This is a genomic window from Psychrobacter sp. Choline-02u-9 (assembly GCF_002836505.1).
Taxonomy (GTDB): domain Bacteria; phylum Pseudomonadota; class Gammaproteobacteria; order Pseudomonadales; family Moraxellaceae; genus Psychrobacter.
The window spans coordinates 52,298-70,262 of the sequence record NZ_PJBF01000050.1; the positions used below are offsets into that span (position 1 = coordinate 52,298).

The window sequence follows — 17,965 nt, forward strand, 5'->3', positions numbered from 1 at the left end:
GCAACTGTTAAACTTTCGACGCCTCATAGATTTCTTCGATTGAGCTATCAATCATTGCCGCAAATGCCTCATCGCTTTGCTGTTTACTCAAGCCTTCAGTAAAGGCACGCGAGAAGCTCGCAATCATACCTGGGTTTTGTTTAAGCTTGGCACAAGCATCGCTACGACTATAACCACCAGACAGCGCCACTACTTTGAGCACTTTAGGATGGTCAATCAGCTCCTGATAAAACCCAGCCTCTTCAGGTAAAGTCAGCTTAAGCATCACTTGATGTTCGTCACTTAAGCGTTCTAGATTGCGCAAAATATCTGCTTTTAACAGTAGCTCGCACTCATGCTTTTGAGTGCTATCAATATTGACCTCTGGCTCGACGATAGGCATCAGACCTTTTGAAATAATCTGCTTAGCCACATCAAACTGCTGCTGTACCACAAGCTCGATACCATCGACGTTTGGCTCATAAATGACTGAGCGCATTTTAGTACCGAATACGGGATAGTTTTTTGCTTTATCTAATAATAGATCTAGATTCGGAATCGGCTTCATGACTTGTACACCGCTCATCTGCTCAGCCAGACCTTTATCTACCTTTAAAAATGGTACGATATTTTTATCTTCCCATAGGTAGTTGGCCGTCGACTTGTCATTGACTTCGCGCTCCATGGTGTCTTCAAATAAAATTGCACCAAGTACACGCTCACTATCAAAACAGTCACACGTCATAATACGAGCACGCATTTCATGAACCAAATCAAACATGGCCTCATCGTTATCATAGTCGTCGCTGCTGACACCATAAGTCTCTAACGCTTTTGGTGTGCTGCCACCACTTTGATCAAGAGCAGCAATAAAACCTGAACTATTTTTTATACGCTGTAATTGCTTATCGTATTCCATTGAGCCTGCATCCTATTTTTATTGGTTAAATTAAATATCATAAACTAAGCTTTTTTATTCCATACAAGCCGTGTTATTTGTAGATAACCTTATCATAGGATGATTTGTATGCCTATATAGGATACGTGACAATATAGCCAAAAAATCATGAAACCAATACTTTTAGACAATGCGCATTACGCCAAAAACAGTACCCCTACACAGCAGACTGCCAATACTAATCCTATTATATTAATACGGTTCAACTGCTCTTTAAATACACCTACGCCAATCAATGTCGCTACGGCAATAACGCCGACATTCATACCAGTGAAAACAATACTAGGAGAATCATGCAGCACTTGATGTGCCCGTACATAAGCATAAATATTGCCCATGTTTAATGCGCCAAGCAGCAGTCCTGTCATAAGTGCTTGTTTTTGCCAACGTACTCGCGTGGCAAGTAAATAGATTAAAAGCAATACACCTGCTACGCCAAAACTTACCAGTAGAGTCAACGGAAAAGCTGCTCCTTGTTTGGCAACTTGTTTGAACAAAATATCAATAATGCCGTAGCCTGCCCATACCCCAAATAACCATAGAGGCGTATGCTTTGCTTGCCGAGTAATATCGTTATGCTGTGGTCGATAGACAAGCGCACCTAATGCCAAAAAGCCTAACGCCAGTCCAAGTATACGTGTACCAGTCAGTACCTCACCGAATAGCAAAAAAGCCGCTACGATAGGAATAATGAGTGATAAGCGCTGAGACGCGTCGGTTGCTACCATTCCCACCGCTTCAATAGCCCGTCCCAGAATGATAAATACAGCAGGTAATAGTACTCCAAGCGCAATGATGATTGCCCAAGCGCTATCAAGCGCATGTATGGCACCTACATCAGGTTTTAGTAATACCCAAGTCAGTAAAAAAGCCACAGGATAGCCTGCCACGATGGTCTGACGAATATCTATATTTTTCTGGCGCAATATTTTCAAAAGTACTGAGACGGCGACGCTACATAGCACCGCTATTATTAAATACATCATTCACTGCTACCTTTTGAACTTCAATGTTGAGTTATTATTGTTCGTATATTTATAAAAACCATTACATAAAATCCCTGCTAATCAGCTGATTTTTGCAATAAAATCATAGTTATAAAAGCAATATTTAAACCATGAATAAATTTAGGTGTAGAATGTAACAAAATATGTTTTCTACAGCAATCTATTTATTATGGTTATAACTGAAGCTTTCAAAACATAGCTATTCTTAAGCAAATTACAATTAGCATGCAGGTATGATTAGTAATTTTGCTAAAATAGCACCTAATCCCAATCACAAAAGTAAAGATTCTAGATAACGAGTCCTCTCGTTCATCTTGACGTACTGCTATTGATGTTTTATTACTGCCTATGAATGCTCTATTTCGCTTTTTCGAAAACCGCCTACCCGCCTTTCCAGATACACCTATGCCATTGCCATCACCTCGCGATGGCATGCTGAAGTTTTTGTGGGCATGTACCAATGGCCTACGCGGCTGGCTACTAATCTTTATGATTTTGTCCGCTGGTATCGGTATCTACGAGGCCATGCTGTTTGCTTGGATAGGTAATATCGTCGATTGGTTGGGCGTTTATACGCCGCAAAACTTATGGGTAGAAAAAGGCGATATGCTACTCATCATGCTCGCTGTCATGATAGTGAGCCCATTGTGGATCGCCTTGTCATCATTTATCCATTTTCAGACCTTGCAAGGCGTGTTTCCTATGCAGATGCGCTGGCGGTTTCATCAGCGAATGCTTGGGCAATCCATGCAGTTTTATCAGGATGAGTTTTCGGGTCGTGTCTCAGCTAAGGTAATGCAGACAGCCCTAGCAGTACGCGATACCGTAATGACCGTCACCGATATGTTTATGTATGTCTCTGTCTACTTTATCACCTCAGGGGTGATTTTGTTTAATTTAGACAGCTTACTACTCATTCCATTTGTCATTTGGCTGGTCTTGGTTGCCATTACCATTTGGTACTTTATCCCTAAGCTTAAACAAACAGCGATTGTGCAAGCGGATGCCCGTGCCTTGATGACAGGACGAATCACTGATGCTTATGCCAATATCATGACCGTTAAGCTATTTAGCCATTCTCGTCGTGAGCTAGGCTATGCCAAAAATGCCATGGGACAATTCTTAGGTACGGTACATGCGCAGATGCGCTGGGTCAGCTATTTAGAAGTATCGACCCATCTTATCAGTGTGATCTTGGTCAGTAGTACCGCGGGTATTGGATTGTACTTGTGGCAACAAGGCGCAGTTGGTGTTGGCGCCATTGCTGCTGCGACTGCTATGGCGTTGCGTCTAAATGGTTTGACGCGTTGGATTATGTGGCAGACAGCCAGTTTGTTTGAGAGTATCGGTACAGTTCAAGACGGTATGCGTACATTATCAGCACCGCAGACGATTATTGATAAACCTGACGCACCAGCGCTAGCCGTCACGGACGGGCGTATCGTGTTCGACCATGTTGACTTCAGTTATGAGAATGACGAAGAAGATAATGGCCAAGCTGGCGAGCCTATTGATGGTACCAACATCGCTAAACGCGCTCCTAACTCATATATCAAATTATTAGACAACTTCCACTTAGATATTAAGCCAGGTGAAAAGATTGGTTTGGTTGGGCGTTCAGGTGCTGGTAAATCGACCTTAGTTAATTTGCTATTGCGCTTCTTTGATGTTGATAGCGGTAAAATCCTGATTGATGGTCAGGCTATTGATGCGGTTACGCAAGAATCATTGCGTCAACAAATTGGTATGGTGACTCAAGATACGTCGCTGCTACATCGTACTGTGCGTGAAAACATCGCCTATGGTCGTCCGGATGCTACTGACGAAGAGATTATGATCGCTGCCAAACAAGCTCAGGCATGGGATTTCATCAAAGATTTGTATGATGATAAAGGCAATACAGGACTTGATACCCAAGTGGGTGAACGCGGAGTCAAACTATCTGGCGGTCAACGTCAGCGTATTGCTATCTCACGTGTTATGCTAAAAAATGCGCCGATTTTACTTTTAGATGAAGCCACCAGTGCGTTAGATTCTGAGATTGAATATGCTATTACCGAAAGCTTAAATGACATCATGACCGGCAAGACCGTTATTGCTATTGCCCATCGCTTGTCTACTATTGCCGCACTGGATAGACTGGTCGTTATGCATCAAGGCCGTATTATTGAGCAAGGTAGTCATGATGAACTGTTGGCATTGAATGGTGTCTACGCTCGACTGTGGCAACGTCAAAGCGGTGGCTTCTTAGGTGAAGATAACTAAGATTCATTAAGTCAGCTCAATCATAAGAAGACAAACTGCAAAAAAAATCACTCAAAATAAGTCACAAGGAAGTGTTTATTTTATGGAAGCATTCACAAACCGTATTACTCTTGGCGGAAAACAAGCACGTTACTATGACCTTAGCCAGTTTAATCAGCCGCTAGATTCAAGCTCTACTCCCCGCGCCCCAGCACATTTTTATAGTGGTAATAGTTTTACCGTCGGTACCTACACACCACTATTGAGCAAGCTAGCCACTGAGTTTGATATCAGCTCACTTGCCCTACGTGGCTACTGGTATGATAAGCCGCAAAGCCGTCGTCTGACGCGCGAGCAAGATGCTGATATGCTGATTGAGTTTTTAGAAAAGACCCAAGATAAGCCTGTCATAGGTATTGGTCATTCGCAAGGGGCTACGGCCACAGCGATGGCAGCTGCCAAACGTCCAGAGCTTTTTTCGCAGTTGTACCTGATTGAGCCTGTCACATTTACCAAACACCAAGCCACCTTTTATAACCTTTTGCCACGCTCTGTCCTACTGAGCCGCGAGCCTTTCAAAAGCACGTTAACCAAGCAATCTACTTGGCCAAGTATTCATAGTTATTACGAGAGCCTACGTGCGCAGCGTGCTTATAAGCGTATCAGCGATGAGCATTTGCAAGTGTTTGCTGAACAAAGCCTGAGCAAGAATGCAGATGGTAGCTATACGCTTATGTTTGCACCAGAACAAGAGCTGGCCAATTATTTTGGCGCTCCTCATATCGATGCTGCGCTCAAAAAACTAAGCTGTCCATACACCTTGATTACAGGCAAGCCTACCCTGTTCATCAATGACAAAGTACGAAAGCAATGGAAAAAATTTGTCCCAGATAGCAGTCTTATTTCGCTGTCAGATTATGGTCATCTATTGCCAATGGAAGCGCCTGAAATATGCGCTCAAATCATCAACGAGCACTACCAAAGCAGTAAATAAGGATTTACAACGACTGAATTATGACTGACCTCTTTGCCCCTGCACCCACGGATAACTTACTACCCTATAATGGTAAGGTGAATGATCTAGGCATAATTATCGACGATGCAACTGCCCTTTATAACACTCTACTAAATGAGCTACCTTGGCAGTCAGACATCGTGACGTTATTTGGTAAGACCCATATAACCACTCGGCAAATCGTTTGGATGGGAGATACAGATGCAGACTATCAATATTCAGGCCATGTACGGCAAACTGTTCCATGGTCAGATATAGTGTTTCACGTGAAACAGAAAATCGAACAAGCTTTAGCAGAGGTTGGCGTCACCACTAATTTCAACACCTGCCTGCTTAATTACTATCCTTCTGGCGCTGATGGTATGGGCTACCATGCTGATGACGAAAAGGAGCTCGGTCATCAACCAGTCATCGCCTCCTTATCACTTGGTGCCACACGCAAATTTGTTTTTAAGCATAAAAAAACTCAAGACAAAGTTGAACTTTATCTTGAGTCTGGTCAGCTCGTTGTGATGCACGGTGACACACAAAACTTTTGGAAACATACGATCACTAAGACGAAGACGGTGGATGCTGGGCGAATCAGTCTAACGTTTCGGCATATGCTTACATCTTAATACTATCGCTGACTTAACGAGCCATTAAGTGTTTATTCGAGACGGTCCAAAAAACGCTCACGGTAACACTGGTAAGCAGCTTCACACACATTGGCAGTGTAGCTAGCATTAACACCACCTGCGACTACTGCACCCACCGCTGGAATGATTTGCGCCGCCTTTGTCTTAACGATGTTAGTGGCTACTTTAGTCACTGTCTGACGCAGTACACGAGACATAACTTCTTCATTAATCTGATTGAATGCTTGAGTTTCTGGATCTTTAATCATCGCCTGAGTGTCATCTAACGCCGCTTCACGTTCCTCAACAGAGCCAGAAGTTGCTACAGCCAATAAGGACATAGCAAATATCTGCTCGCCTTTATCATTGATATCAAAGCCATAATAAGTTGCATATTCTCCAATAGCACGTAGATTAGCTGTAATAAGCCCAACGACATCAGCAGGGATACCCGCCCAACCTACAACCCCTGTAGTCACCCCTTGCGCACTGGTTAGCGCTACATATTTGCTTTTAAAAAGCTTAACTTGTTTATCTACAACCGCAATGGGTAGACGTTTAATGTCACCAAGCGTTTTGATAGAGGAGTCGTTAACATCTGCTGCCTCTTGATAGCTATCAATAACGTCTTGAGTGTCCAGTGTCCAATTGGCTGCATCACTCAAAGCACTAATCGTTTCTTCAGTTGCTTTTTTTAGAGAATCGCCAAATTGTGGAGCTTCCATCAACGCATCACCGGCTGCTACCACAGGGGTATTAAGCACTGCGAGCGTCTTATCCAAAATCCCTTTATCAGGGTTCTTCCATGCTTCTATTTCTGCACGGACTTTGGATTCATAAGCAATATGGTCATCTGTTTTTTCATTGATAGTCATATTATTCCCTTTATTAGTATCGTTCGCTTTCTATCCTATGATAAATAAGCGAAGACTACAGGGACGTTCTGTTGTCCAAAATAAAACTTTTGTATGATTTGTTAAATCATCAGTTAAGTTTACTGCGTTTCAACAGACATCCCTTTACTAATAAATCCTATCGAACACTACCTAATACTTGGGCAATCTTGACATTCACTCAGCTGCCGCTAAGACAATCTTGCCAAAAGCATCGCCTTTTTGTAGCTCGTGGTGCGCTGCAACAACTTCTGAGAGTGGATAGGTTTTTTGAATTTTTAAAGTCAGCTTGCCATTGGCCACTTCCTGTAAAATACGCGCCATATCTTGACCACTACGCTGCGCTTTGTAGCCTGCTACTGCTAAGTCTTTTTGCTGACCGGCTTCTTTGAGCTTATCAACCCAGATAGTTGGTAACACATTCACGCGGGCGCCTGATTTGAGCACGCTAAGCGCGCGGACACCTGCTTCATCGCCGACTAAATCAAGTAGCATATCGGCTTGTAGGTCAGGAAGCACTTCATCTTTTGTATAATCTATCCAACCCGCTAGCTTAGATACGTCTATCAACTCATCAAGCTTGGCGTACTTTTCTGGCGAGCAAATTACCGTCACCTTGATGTTATCTTGTGCCACCTTATTCATGAGCAATTGGATTAGTAAATGACCGACACCACCTGCTGGTGCATTAATCACCACATGCTCGCCTGTTTTTATATCAGCAAAATCTACAAATTGTAGTGCCGTTTGTCCGATACAAGGCAAAGCACCTGCCTGCTCTAAGCTGACATTGTCTGGTACTTTTGCAAGCAACTTGGCATCTACTGCCACATATTGTGCATAGCCACCACCGCTAAAGGTCAAAGCCGCTACTCTATCGCCAACAGCGAACTCGTCGCTATTACTACTAACTACTTCGCCTGCTACATCGAATCCCAAAATAGCTGGCTGATCATTCTCAAACTTGTCTTTGCGAATGTTTTCCGCACCCCAGCCTTTACCTTGGCGAGTTTTATAATCGACAGGGTTAATTCCAGCATAGGCAATTTTTACTAGTACTTGGTCGTCCTGTAGCTCAGGGACATCAGCACCATCTTGATATTTCATTACTTCAGGCTCACCGAACTCGCGTATGAGTACGGCGTGCTGAGTCTTAGGTATGTTGTGGTTAGCTTGTTGATTATTATCAGTAGTAGACGCTGTTGCCATCGTAGAATATCCTTATATTTTGTTTATTAGGCTGTACTTGTTATTCATTTTATTGAAACGTTGTGCTGGTAATAGAACTGTCCATCGAGAACATGGTTAATCAATAATATGATCAATAAAGACAATTGTTCATATATCGATAGATTGCCAATATAATACATTTAGACAAATTATTATAGTTAGGTATTAAGGCAACATCAGCTCTGCGCTAATGGGCAGATGATCTGATAGCGATGACCAAGGTTTTCCAGTGTGTACCCAAGCATCCTTCACAAGCAAATTGCGCACATAGATACGATCTAAGCTGAGTACTGGCAGTTTTGCGGGAAAGGTTGGCAACAGCTTGCCATGACAATGTTTGAACGCTTCTATCATACCGAGATCTGATGCCAGTTTGTCACAAGACATCTTTTTCCAATCATTAAAATCGCCTGCTAAGATAAGTGGTTGATCTGGCGCAATCTCATTTCGCACATAATCACTAATCGCTTGATACTGCTTGATACGATCACGCTCAAACAAGTTCAAATGTGCACACAATACGACAACAGGCATCTCCCAACCGATAGGCTGTACCTCACAGTGCAAGACACCGCGCTGCTCAAGCTTATTAACCGTAATATTTACATTGTGTTTGGGGTCTAGCGGAAAGCGGCTCAATACTGCATTGCCGTGATGGCCGTTTTCGTACTCTGAGTTTTTACCATAACTGTTTTGTAGATCTAAAAATTCGCCAAACCATTCATGCTGAGACTGATCTGGGTACTCGTTATACTGCATATTGCGTTTAAGGTTTTGGCCTTGCACTTCTTGCAAACACAAGACGTCTGAACCGACAGACTCTAGCGCCTGAGCAATACCTTGCATCTTCACTTGGCGATTCAGCGGTGACATTCCTTTGTGGATATTGTAGCTGGTTAAAACAAAAGAGGTGGTAGTCATAGTTTGGTTAGTTGTACGCTCATTATTTATGGAGTAAAGATCAATAGCTCAGCTACGACAACACCCATAGTGATGGTAATGACAGACATAAAAAGAGCACTGGCTCATACTGAACCAATGCTCCCATATTACACCTATGTATTATTAATGGCTAATTCATAAATGGCTGATTCATAAATGGCTGATTCATAAATGGCTGATTCATAAATGAACATCGCGTATAGGTGTCATCGTCAGATTAGTATCGAGTTACTAACGCTATTGGTTGATCTTCGCCCATGATGTCTTGTGGCATAAATACAGCTTCGCCGCCATTATGAATGACGTGTTCGATGATTTCACCGATTGCATCATCTGTGATGCCTTCCGTAGTCGCATCATTGGTAGGGCTTAACGTTTGTGCTTTTTCGTCAATTTTAGCGGATTGTATATAGCCACGGCGTACATAAAGCGTCTCGCCAGCCCCTTGGAAGGCGCTGCGATATACTTCCTGCAAATCCGTCTGCAACATATTCGCACCGCGAGCTTTATCAATTTCACCTAAGGCAGCTTTGTGCAGCGATGTGCGATACTCTTCTACAGCTTCTTGCACACTATCTACGATATGCTGAGCACTACCATCTTCTAGATTGGTCGCATTCGATACTGTAGCGATGATATTGTCTGGACGATCACAGATTTCTTTATAGTAGCCAATATTTTTTGCATCACCAACTATAACAAGAGGCATTTTATGCTCGCCCCACAATTCTTGGACACTTTTATCAACTTGGTTAAAGAATTCTTTTAAGTGACTGCTTTCGTTGTTTGATGAACGATCTGAGCCACCGTCGCCTGTTGTGTATAGTCCGTTGTTTTCGACAGGGAACTGAATGTTCTCCATGTTGTTTTGTGCATCGTCATCTTTATCGAATTCTCTCACGACGCGGTCATTAGATGCTTCAATCAAACGCGCATTGTCACGGGTTAAGACCACCGTATAATAATGAACCGCACTTGCCATATCACGGACCAAGTCACGCGTAGCAAATCTATCTGAAATCACAACGCGCTCTGTCGTATCAATTGGCATACGGATGACTTGCACATCATCTGTACTAGCAAATATAGCCAACGTATCGAGGTTATAATTGTGATTGAGCTCATTTATTTTATTTTGAATATTATCTAGAATGGTAGTCGCTGTGCGTTTATCGTACTCTTTCGTCAAACGATCTTCGGCAACTTTCAATTGATTTTTTAGAGCGATAGGATCTTGCTCATTAGCTGGATGTTCACGATGCGTTTTAACAAAGATACTTACTGCAGGGTTAGCTTTAATCTCACGTAAACTTTTAAGAGTCGCTTTCATATATTGCTCCTTGTTTTATTATCGTTCATTTTTAACTTTATGTATCTCTTCACTCATATACTGTTATAAGTGTAGAGATTTCTATCCGTGTTCTTCTTGCATCCTGTCGATGCATAATATTTAAATTCCATTATCTTGATGCTAACAGCTATACCCCACTCCCTGTAGGGTTAATTTGCAAGCAAATGATAGCGCTTTGTAAGTAGAGCACTCTATATTGTTAAAGGAATGCCTTAACGAGCATAACTATATATTCGGACAATTATCTTGAAAAGTTGAATCTAAGTACCAGAATCTCGAGATTTACTTTCGGATTGCTAGCACTGCTTTACTCACTTGAATCGTATAAAAGTGCTTAGGTTGTATTTTTACCAAACGAACCCATCTTTTATATAATCTATATATAAAATAAGAACACACTGTATATTTCAATAGTAGCCAGACTTTTCTCATTTTGATTAATAATAATTCATTGATATCGGATACCTATATGACACCTTCTCCTTTAGATTTACGCCTTGTCGATTTTACCGACACTGCACCACATACGTTACAGAACCAAGTGATTGATGCTATTGACGCTGCCAATGCTTTTTTAGATACCTTAACCGCGATAGAAAGCGACAGTGCTGAAAAAGCAAGTGCTGAACAAGCTTTAGCAGATGTGATGAGCTTTGACCATATCAATTTGGCATTAGATCGTAGCTGGGGTATTTTGTCGCATCTCAATAGCGTGATGAGCAATGATGAGATTCGTCATGTTCACCATGAGCTGCTACCAAAACTATCTGCTTACGGTACGCGAGTTGGACAGCATCAGCCTTTGTTTAATCGCTATCAAACTATCGTCAATGACACAGATTTCTTTGCTACGTTAGAGCCTGCTCGTGCACGTGCAATCGAACTGGCATTACGTAGTTTTGAGTTATCAGGCGTTGCATTACCTCAAGCTGAGCAAGAAAAATTTGCTGCTATCCAAAGCGAGTTATCTACCCTGTCTGCAACCTTTTCGGACAATATCTTGGATGCGACGCAAGCATTTGCTCTGCCTTTAGAAGACTCCCAATTAAAGGGTCTAACAGAGAGCGGTCTGGCACTATTGGCAGATGCAGGCGAGCAATACAAAGCGCGTGAGCTTGCTAGCGGTGCTCTTAGCCAAGCCGATATAGATGCACTTCCTACTCCTTACTATGTGGCCAGTTTAAATATTCCTGTATATCTAGCGATCATGACTCATGCGGACGATCGTAGTCTACGTGAGACGCTTTATCGTGCTTACGTTACGCGCGCCTCTGAATTTGATACGCATACCAATGCAAAAGGCAACTCATTAAATAACGCTGACAATATGAGTCAAATCCTCTCATTACGTGAGCAAAAAGCCAAGCTACTTGGTTTTACAAATTATGCTGAAGTATCGCTATCGACCAAGATGGCAGATAGCGTCTTAGAAGTTGAAACATTCTTACGTGACTTAGCAACGCAAGCAACCCCTGCTGCCAAAGCAGATTTGGCACAGCTACAGAAATACGCAAGCGATTATGGCATTGACGAATTGCAACCGTGGGATAGCGCCTACATCGCTGAAAAAGTGAAACAAAGTGAGTTCAGTTTATCGCAAGAGGAAATTCGTCCATATTTCCCATTACCCAAAGTGATTAATGGCTTGTTCACTATCGTTGAGCGTCTATACGGTATCAAAGTACAAGAGCAAAGTCATAAAGATGCAGAAAGTGATTCAGTCTCTCGCTGGCATGACGATGTGAGTTTTTATCAATTATTCGACGCTGATGATCGCTTGCTCGGTGGCTTCTACTTTGACTTATTTGCACGTAGTGGTAAGCGTGGCGGTGCATGGATGAGTGGTTTTCAATCTCGCTATAGCTACGAAGAACAGAACCATCAGCAGCTGCCCGTTTGCTTTATGGTTGGTAATTTCACGCCAGCACTTGATGGCAAACCTAGTTTATTGACCCATGATGAAGTATTAACCTTATTCCACGAGTTTGGTCATGGGTTACATCATTTATTAACCCAAGTGACGGTGGGTGATGTCGCTGGCGTCAATGGCGTCGAGTGGGATGCGGTCGAACTTCCTAGTCAGTTTATGGAAAACTGGGCTTGGGACGCTGAAGGTATCGCGCTTATCAGTAGTCACGTTGAGACTGGTGAGCCATTACCTAAAGACAAACTTGATGCACTATTAGCAGTGAAAAATTTCCAAAGCGGCATGCAGACGCTGCGTCAGATTGAGTTTGCTCTATTTGACTTACTCATTCATGCTCATACGCCAGCGCTTAATTACGATGGTATTTTAGAGACGCTCAATACTGTCCGTAATGATATCTCCGTTATGCAAACGCCTAACTATAACCGTTTTGCTAATGGTTTTAGTCATATCTTCGCGGGTGGTTATGCTGCAGGTTATTACTCATATAAATGGGCGGAACTGCTATCAGCTGATGCGTTTAGTAAGTTTGAAGAAGACGGTATTTTCAACCCAGCGACAGGCAAAGCGTTCCGTGAGTCCATCTTATCTGTTGGCGGCAGTTTCCCAGCGAAGACCAACTTTGAAAACTTCCGCGGTCGTAGCGCCAGTATCGATGCCTTGCTACGTCATAATGGTTTCACTGATGTTAAAAATATTGATGCCGCAAATACTCAAACGACTCGCGAGGTCATTTAAATGCGTTATCAGTCACCTAGTCCTAAGCGCCGATTTTTAGCAGGGGTACGTTGTCCGAAATGTCAGGAGATGGACGCTGTGGTGCAAGTCAATATCGTCACCCCTGCCCCAGATGAGTATATTGAATGTACTCAGTGTGGACACACAGAGCACCGCCCCGACCCTGATGCCATTAGTGCAAAGAACCATTTAGAAGATCAGATGGCACGTGATGCGATGGCAACTGGCACTAGCGGCACTGTAAAATTTAAGCCTTAGTTATTTAGTTTTCACAACTAAAAACAGATTAAATACTTTATTATTTAATGGACTATTAAGCCTATCTATCAATAGATAGGCTTTTTATTTTGAGTTTGCTATAGTATGGCTACTTATATTCTTGACTTGAATCGATCACAATATGAAACCAGACAACATCCGGCCTTCATCAACCCACACTTCTAAGAAAAAACAGACTACATCACGTCAGAAAATTTTGGCAATACTTATCTCAGTATTGCTACTTATCGTCATTGTCTACCTTATCGTAGAAAGGTCTGGCACTCAGTCCACACTCCCTATAGATAACGCTACTTCAGCACTAGCAACTGAGCAAACGCAGACAGAATTAGTCACAGACAGCACTTCGGAAGTAGCAGATGACTCTGTGATTGACGATGGTGTACTCACTGACAAACACTCTGAAGAAGCAAATAATGACAGTACGGCGATACCAAATCCTACTGCTATATTAGATGCGCCTCTACCAGAAAATGATAGCTTGGCTAAAGAAGAGATTGATCGTTTAGAAGATGAGCGTCAGCGACTGGCCGAACAAGAAAAGTTAGCCGCTGAACAAGTGGCTATGAATAAGCAATTGACTGATATGAAGGCAGAACAAATTGCGCTACTCGAACAACAAATTGCTCAATTAGAAGCAAACGACTCTAATAAAGCGACGATTCAATAACCGTATACTTGATTTGGTTATAGAGAGGCTTACGATGGCGATTTTACAACTCACACACGCCTCTATTTTAAATAGCAATGCACAGTTGCTTGTTTTACCTGTCAACAATGCTGGTGTCGTTTTAGATCCTATACTCACACGAGCTAAAACTCTATTTCCTGATAATTATAGTCGCTATCATCGTGCGTGCCGCGATGGTAGTCTGAATGTTGGTAGCTGCTTAATTAATAAGCGTACACGTGAGCAAGTCGGACTTGGTATTAGTAGTAACGGTAACCAGCCAAACTATATTGCCAACCTCGTGATATCAAACCATCCTTATCATCTAGCGCGCACACCTTGGCTGACTGCTGCCTTGATTGATTTGCAACAGCAAATAATGCCGCTTATACGTTACCAAGGTATACGCAGAGTTGCATTGCTTGCGCGGCCACTTATCTCAGGCAAACCACGTGATATCGTATCCAATGAAAGTAATACAGCAGATAACCTGCCTTTAGACTGGCATGCTGATACTTTGCCATTACTAACTGAGTACTTACAAGACCTACCAAAACTTCGTATCGATATACACCTGCCTAAAAGCGTTGAGTTATAAATGGCCTTTTATCTAGCCAGTCATCATCTTTTTGGACACATAAAAAAACCGCCTTGAATACTCATAACGAGCATTTCAAGGCGGTTTTTATTACTTAAACCACATCAGATATTGAGTATTAGTTCTGCTCAACACCTTTCATAGTCAGTTTGATACGACCACGGTTGTCAACGTCTTGTACGAGTACTTTAACGATCTGACCTTCTTTTAGGTAATCTGATACATTCTCTACGCGCTCTTCTGCGATTTGTGAAATATGTACTAGGCCATCCGTATTTGGCAAGACATTTACAAACGCACCGAAGTCGACGATACGAGCAACGGTACCTTCATAAGTTTTACCAACTTCAACTTCAGCAGTTAGTGCTTCGATTTTACCGATAGCGGCTTTAGTCGCTGCTTTGTTTTCACCAAAGATACGAATCGTACCAGCGTCATCGATATCGATAACCGCACCAGTCTCTTCGGTTAGCTGACGGATAGTTGCGCCGCCTTTACCGATAACGTCACGAATTTTGTCTGGGTTGATTTCGATCACGGCATAGTTTGGTGCATGAGCATTGATTTCAGTACGGCTCTCAGGCAATACTTGGTTCATTGCGTCCAAGATATGGATACGACCAGCGTGGGCTTGCTTAAGCGCTTGCTCCATGATGTCAGGGGTAATACCTTCAATCTTGATATCCATCTGTAGTGCAGTGATACCGTTTTTAGAACCGGCTACTTTAAAGTCCATATCACCTAGATGATCTTCGTCACCTAAGATATCTGACAAGACAGCAAAACGATCGCCTTCTTTAACCAGACCCATCGCGATACCAGCAACTGGTGCTTTTAATGGTACGCCTGCATCCATCAACGCCAAGCTTGCACCGCAAACAGACGCCATAGAAGATGAACCGTTTGATTCAGTGATTTCTGATACCACACGGATGACATATGGGAAGCGTTCGCTATCTGGCAGCATCGCTTGTACACCGCGGCGTGCTAGACGACCATGGCCGATTTCACGACGTTTTGGAATACCTTCACGGCCCGTTTCACCAACTGAGAAATGCGGGAAGTTGTAATGCAGCATGAAATGGTCACGAATCGTGCCACCTAGTGAGTCAATCATGTTGACGTCACGGCTGTTACCAAGTGTGGTAGTAACCAACGCCTGCGTTTCACCACGTGTGAACAGTGCTGAACCATGCGTATATGGCAATACACCAACTTGTACGTCAAGCGCACGAACTGTCTCAGGGTCACGACCATCGATACGCGGCTTACCTGACAAGATGTTGTCACGAACGGTACGATATTTAAGGTCGTTATAGATTTCTTTAAGCTCAGATACGGTATCAGCATAAGTTTCTGACTCAGCATCACCAGCAAGTACATCAATAATTGATTGCTTAATTTCATCAAGCTTCGTGTAACGTGCTTGCTTATCAGTAATGGTATAAGCGTCAGCAACTTGCTCGCCGAACTGCTCTTTCATGCTGCTGGTAAGTGCTTGGTCACGCTCAGGAGCAGAGTATTGCTGCTTAGCAGTGCCGATTTCTTCAGCCATTGACGCAATGTTATCAATGACGATTTGTTGTTGCTGATGGCCGTACAATACTGCACCTAGCATTTGGTCTTCTGATAGCTCTGCCGCTTCAGATTCAACCATCAATACCGCAGACTTAGTACCAGCTACAACCAAATCTAGATCACTGGTTTCAAGCTGCTCAGACGTTGGGTTTAGAACGTATTCACCGTTAATGAAACCAACACGAGCGGCAGCAACAGGACCATTAAATGGTGCATCAGAAATAGCCAATGCTGCTGAAGCACCGATTAGTGCAGCGATATCTGCAGACTGAGTTTTATCTGATGATACAACTGTAGCGGTGATTTGGATTTCGTTTACGTAGCCTTCTGGGAATAGCGGACGAATCGGACGGTCAATCAAGCGTGAAGTTAAGGTTTCAAATTCGCTCGCACGGCCTTCACGTTTGCCGTAAGCGCCTGGGATTTTACCGGCTGCATACATTTTTTCTTGATAATTAACCGTTAGCGGAAAGAAGTTTTGACCTTCTTTAGCTTCTGATTTTACGACTGCGGCAACTAATACGGTTACGCCGCCCATGTGTACTAAAATAGAGTTTGCTTGACGGGCAATACGGCCTGTCTCGATAACAACCTGCTGGTTGCCATACTGAAATTCACGCTTAATGGTGTTGAACATTGTCATATAATCTTCCTAATGTTGACTGACAAAACTGATATCAGCGTCAAAAAAAGCTGATATCTGTCATTAAAATTCTGTGTATATGGCTATCAGTTGACATGTTTTCTATTAAAAATCATCGCAACCAATGCCAATAACGTTACTTGGTTATCTCATATATTTGTCTGAGTTAGACATCGTACTATTATGTATATTCGGTCGTGCAATTTTGGCTTTACTATAAATACTATCAAAAAGACATTAAGTCAAAAGACTTCGATGCTAAAAACCCTACAGGCTATTTTCTAGGTTTCAAATATCAGCTATCTGCGCCGATTACCAAGCCAAATAATAAATATCTTATCAATAATCGCCATATCTGTAGCAGATGCGCTATCAAACTCACAAGGCATTATTTTACAGTGATTTATAGCCATTGACCAATTAATTGCACAGTAGCGCAATTATCGTCAGAAAATACCGTATTTGAGACTTGGTTAGTACAGTTTATACCAATATTCCTCTTAGCTATTCTATAGAAGGGGTTATAACTCTTACTATTTGAGCACGGTATCTAAAACGAATAAGCATAAAAAAACGGCGTGAAACTATTCCACACCGTTTTTAGAGAAATCTATTTTATCGATAATAACAGACAATTTCCAAGCGATTTAGCAAAAAATTCAGCATCCACTCGTACTATTGTCGTTAGATTAACGACGTAGACCTAACTGGCTGATTAGAGTAGTGTAACGACCAAGGTCTTTACCTTTTAAGTAATCAAGCAGTTTACGACGCGTGTTAACCATACGGATAAGACCGCGACGGCTATGATGGTCAGCTTTGTGTGCTTTAAAGTGGTTCTGCAAATCATTGATACGAGCACTCAACAAAGCTACTTGAACTTCTGGAGAACCAGTGTCGTTTTCGCCACGTTGGTATTGAGCGATGATTTGTTCACGATCGGTATTAGTTAGCATAAATATCTCCGGCAATGCTAAAAACTTTAAATACAGGCTGCAATTTGAGTCAGTATTAAAGCAATAGAATAATAAATAAAATAACCTGTACGCCATTCAATTCAGGACAACCCTGCATTACTAGAGTTGACCTAGTGTACGACAAGCTCAGTTAACAACCATTTAATATGTTTTGAATCGTACATTGCATTTAGCTATAGCACTACTTAATCAAAGTAATGGGCTAACTACAGTACCTCATTCAAAACCTAATTTAAATGTGGGGGTAATTATAACAAAAAACTGCTGAACTAGCAGCAGTTTTTCATAATACTTGTAAAGCAACATTTAATTTCTAGTA

General features: G+C 42.3%; 15 protein-coding genes. 7 read left to right on the plus strand and 8 right to left on the minus strand.

The genetic code is table 11. From position 1 onward, the window contains the following. Window positions 1-7 precede the first annotated feature (7 nt). The gene (locus CXF69_RS07390) at window positions 8-898 is read right to left on the minus strand and encodes a fructose bisphosphate aldolase (RefSeq protein ID WP_102078261.1); all 891 of its coding nucleotides are present in this window, start codon (window positions 896-898) and stop codon (window positions 8-10) included. A gap of 176 nt (window positions 899-1,074) precedes the next feature. Further along, window positions 1,075-1,923, minus strand: a complete 849-nt coding sequence (locus CXF69_RS07395) for a hypothetical protein (protein WP_102078260.1) — start codon at window positions 1,921-1,923, stop codon at window positions 1,075-1,077. Window positions 1,924-2,292: 369 nt separating this feature from the next. On the opposite strand from CXF69_RS07395, the gene CXF69_RS07400 reads away from it, so the two are divergent. The 3 genes from CXF69_RS07400 (at window position 2,293) to CXF69_RS07410 (ending at window position 5,820) form a co-directional block, all read left to right on the plus strand. Beyond that, window positions 2,293-4,209, plus strand: a complete 1,917-nt coding sequence (locus tag CXF69_RS07400; RefSeq protein WP_102078259.1) for an ABC transporter ATP-binding protein — start codon at window positions 2,293-2,295, stop codon at window positions 4,207-4,209. 82 nt (window positions 4,210-4,291) lie between these two features. Further along, window positions 4,292-5,182 (plus strand): alpha/beta fold hydrolase, encoded by an 891-nt coding sequence (locus CXF69_RS07405; protein WP_102078258.1) that lies wholly within the window; start codon window positions 4,292-4,294, stop codon window positions 5,180-5,182. A 20-nt stretch (window positions 5,183-5,202) separates the two neighbouring features. Continuing rightward, window positions 5,203-5,820, plus strand: a complete 618-nt coding sequence (locus CXF69_RS07410; protein WP_102078257.1) for an alpha-ketoglutarate-dependent dioxygenase AlkB family protein — start codon at window positions 5,203-5,205, stop codon at window positions 5,818-5,820. Window positions 5,821-5,852: 32 nt separating this feature from the next. Here the strand turns inward: CXF69_RS07410 and CXF69_RS07415 are convergent, their stop codons facing one another. The 4 genes from CXF69_RS07415 to CXF69_RS07430 form a co-directional block, all read right to left on the minus strand. Next, window positions 5,853-6,695: an EcsC family protein gene (locus CXF69_RS07415; RefSeq protein WP_102078256.1), complete on the minus strand. Its 843-nt coding sequence runs from the start codon at window positions 6,693-6,695 to the stop codon at window positions 5,853-5,855. 195 nt (window positions 6,696-6,890) lie between these two features. After that, window positions 6,891-7,922, minus strand: coding sequence for an NADP-dependent oxidoreductase (locus CXF69_RS07420; RefSeq protein ID WP_102078255.1), 1,032 nt, complete (start codon window positions 7,920-7,922; stop codon window positions 6,891-6,893). A gap of 186 nt (window positions 7,923-8,108) precedes the next feature. Then, on the minus strand, window positions 8,109-8,864 hold the full coding sequence (locus tag CXF69_RS07425; RefSeq protein WP_102078254.1) for an endonuclease/exonuclease/phosphatase family protein: 756 nt from the start codon (window positions 8,862-8,864) through the stop codon (window positions 8,109-8,111). Between the two features lie 238 nt (window positions 8,865-9,102). Further along, window positions 9,103-10,215: an AOC03_06830 family ribosome hibernation factor gene (locus tag CXF69_RS07430; RefSeq protein WP_102078253.1), complete on the minus strand. Its 1,113-nt coding sequence runs from the start codon at window positions 10,213-10,215 to the stop codon at window positions 9,103-9,105. Between the two features lie 490 nt (window positions 10,216-10,705). Here CXF69_RS07430 and CXF69_RS07435 point away from each other — a divergent pair, with 490 nt between their 5' ends. The 4 genes from CXF69_RS07435 (at window position 10,706) to CXF69_RS07450 (ending at window position 14,448) form a co-directional block, all read left to right on the plus strand. Continuing rightward, entirely contained in the window at window positions 10,706-12,901 is a 2,196-nt protein-coding gene (locus tag CXF69_RS07435; protein ID WP_102078252.1) for a M3 family metallopeptidase, read from the plus strand. Continuing rightward, window positions 12,902-13,159 (plus strand): YheV family putative metal-binding protein, encoded by a 258-nt coding sequence (locus CXF69_RS07440; protein WP_102078251.1) that lies wholly within the window; start codon window positions 12,902-12,904, stop codon window positions 13,157-13,159. A gap of 142 nt (window positions 13,160-13,301) precedes the next feature. After that, window positions 13,302-13,850: a hypothetical protein gene (locus tag CXF69_RS07445; RefSeq protein WP_102078250.1), complete on the plus strand. Its 549-nt coding sequence runs from the start codon at window positions 13,302-13,304 to the stop codon at window positions 13,848-13,850. Between the two features lie 34 nt (window positions 13,851-13,884). Next, window positions 13,885-14,448 carry a hypothetical protein gene (locus tag CXF69_RS07450; RefSeq protein WP_102078249.1) on the plus strand — a complete coding sequence of 188 codons (564 nt, stop codon included), beginning with the start codon at window positions 13,885-13,887 and terminating at the stop codon, window positions 14,446-14,448. A gap of 118 nt (window positions 14,449-14,566) precedes the next feature. Here CXF69_RS07450 and pnp read toward each other — a convergent pair whose 3' ends face one another. Next, entirely contained in the window at window positions 14,567-16,669 is a 2,103-nt protein-coding gene (gene pnp / locus CXF69_RS07455) for a polyribonucleotide nucleotidyltransferase (RefSeq protein WP_102078248.1), read from the minus strand. Between the two features lie 689 nt (window positions 16,670-17,358). Next, entirely contained in the window at window positions 17,359-17,625 is a 267-nt protein-coding gene (gene rpsO / locus CXF69_RS07460) for a 30S ribosomal protein S15 (protein WP_045443035.1), read from the minus strand. Window positions 17,626-17,965 lie beyond the last annotated feature (340 nt).

Coding starts and splice junctions, on each gene's coding strand:
- CXF69_RS07390 (WP_102078261.1), bottom strand. CDS start 898: ATGGAATACGATAAGCAATTACAGCGTATAAAAAATAGTTCAGGTTTT.
- CXF69_RS07395 (WP_102078260.1), bottom strand. CDS start 1,923: ATGATGTATTTAATAATAGCGGTGCTATGTAGCGTCGCCGTCTCAGTA.
- CXF69_RS07400 (WP_102078259.1), top strand. CDS start 2,293: ATGAATGCTCTATTTCGCTTTTTCGAAAACCGCCTACCCGCCTTTCCA.
- CXF69_RS07405 (WP_102078258.1), top strand. CDS start 4,292: ATGGAAGCATTCACAAACCGTATTACTCTTGGCGGAAAACAAGCACGT.
- CXF69_RS07410 (WP_102078257.1), top strand. CDS start 5,203: ATGACTGACCTCTTTGCCCCTGCACCCACGGATAACTTACTACCCTAT.
- CXF69_RS07415 (WP_102078256.1), bottom strand. CDS start 6,695: ATGACTATCAATGAAAAAACAGATGACCATATTGCTTATGAATCCAAA.
- CXF69_RS07420 (WP_102078255.1), bottom strand. CDS start 7,922: ATGGCAACAGCGTCTACTACTGATAATAATCAACAAGCTAACCACAAC.
- CXF69_RS07425 (WP_102078254.1), bottom strand. CDS start 8,864: ATGACTACCACCTCTTTTGTTTTAACCAGCTACAATATCCACAAAGGA.
- CXF69_RS07430 (WP_102078253.1), bottom strand. CDS start 10,215: ATGAAAGCGACTCTTAAAAGTTTACGTGAGATTAAAGCTAACCCTGCA.
- CXF69_RS07435 (WP_102078252.1), top strand. CDS start 10,706: ATGACACCTTCTCCTTTAGATTTACGCCTTGTCGATTTTACCGACACT.
- CXF69_RS07440 (WP_102078251.1), top strand. CDS start 12,902: ATGCGTTATCAGTCACCTAGTCCTAAGCGCCGATTTTTAGCAGGGGTA.
- CXF69_RS07445 (WP_102078250.1), top strand. CDS start 13,302: ATGAAACCAGACAACATCCGGCCTTCATCAACCCACACTTCTAAGAAA.
- CXF69_RS07450 (WP_102078249.1), top strand. CDS start 13,885: ATGGCGATTTTACAACTCACACACGCCTCTATTTTAAATAGCAATGCA.
- pnp (WP_102078248.1), bottom strand. CDS start 16,669: ATGACAATGTTCAACACCATTAAGCGTGAATTTCAGTATGGCAACCAG.
- rpsO (WP_045443035.1), bottom strand. CDS start 17,625: ATGCTAACTAATACCGATCGTGAACAAATCATCGCTCAATACCAACGT.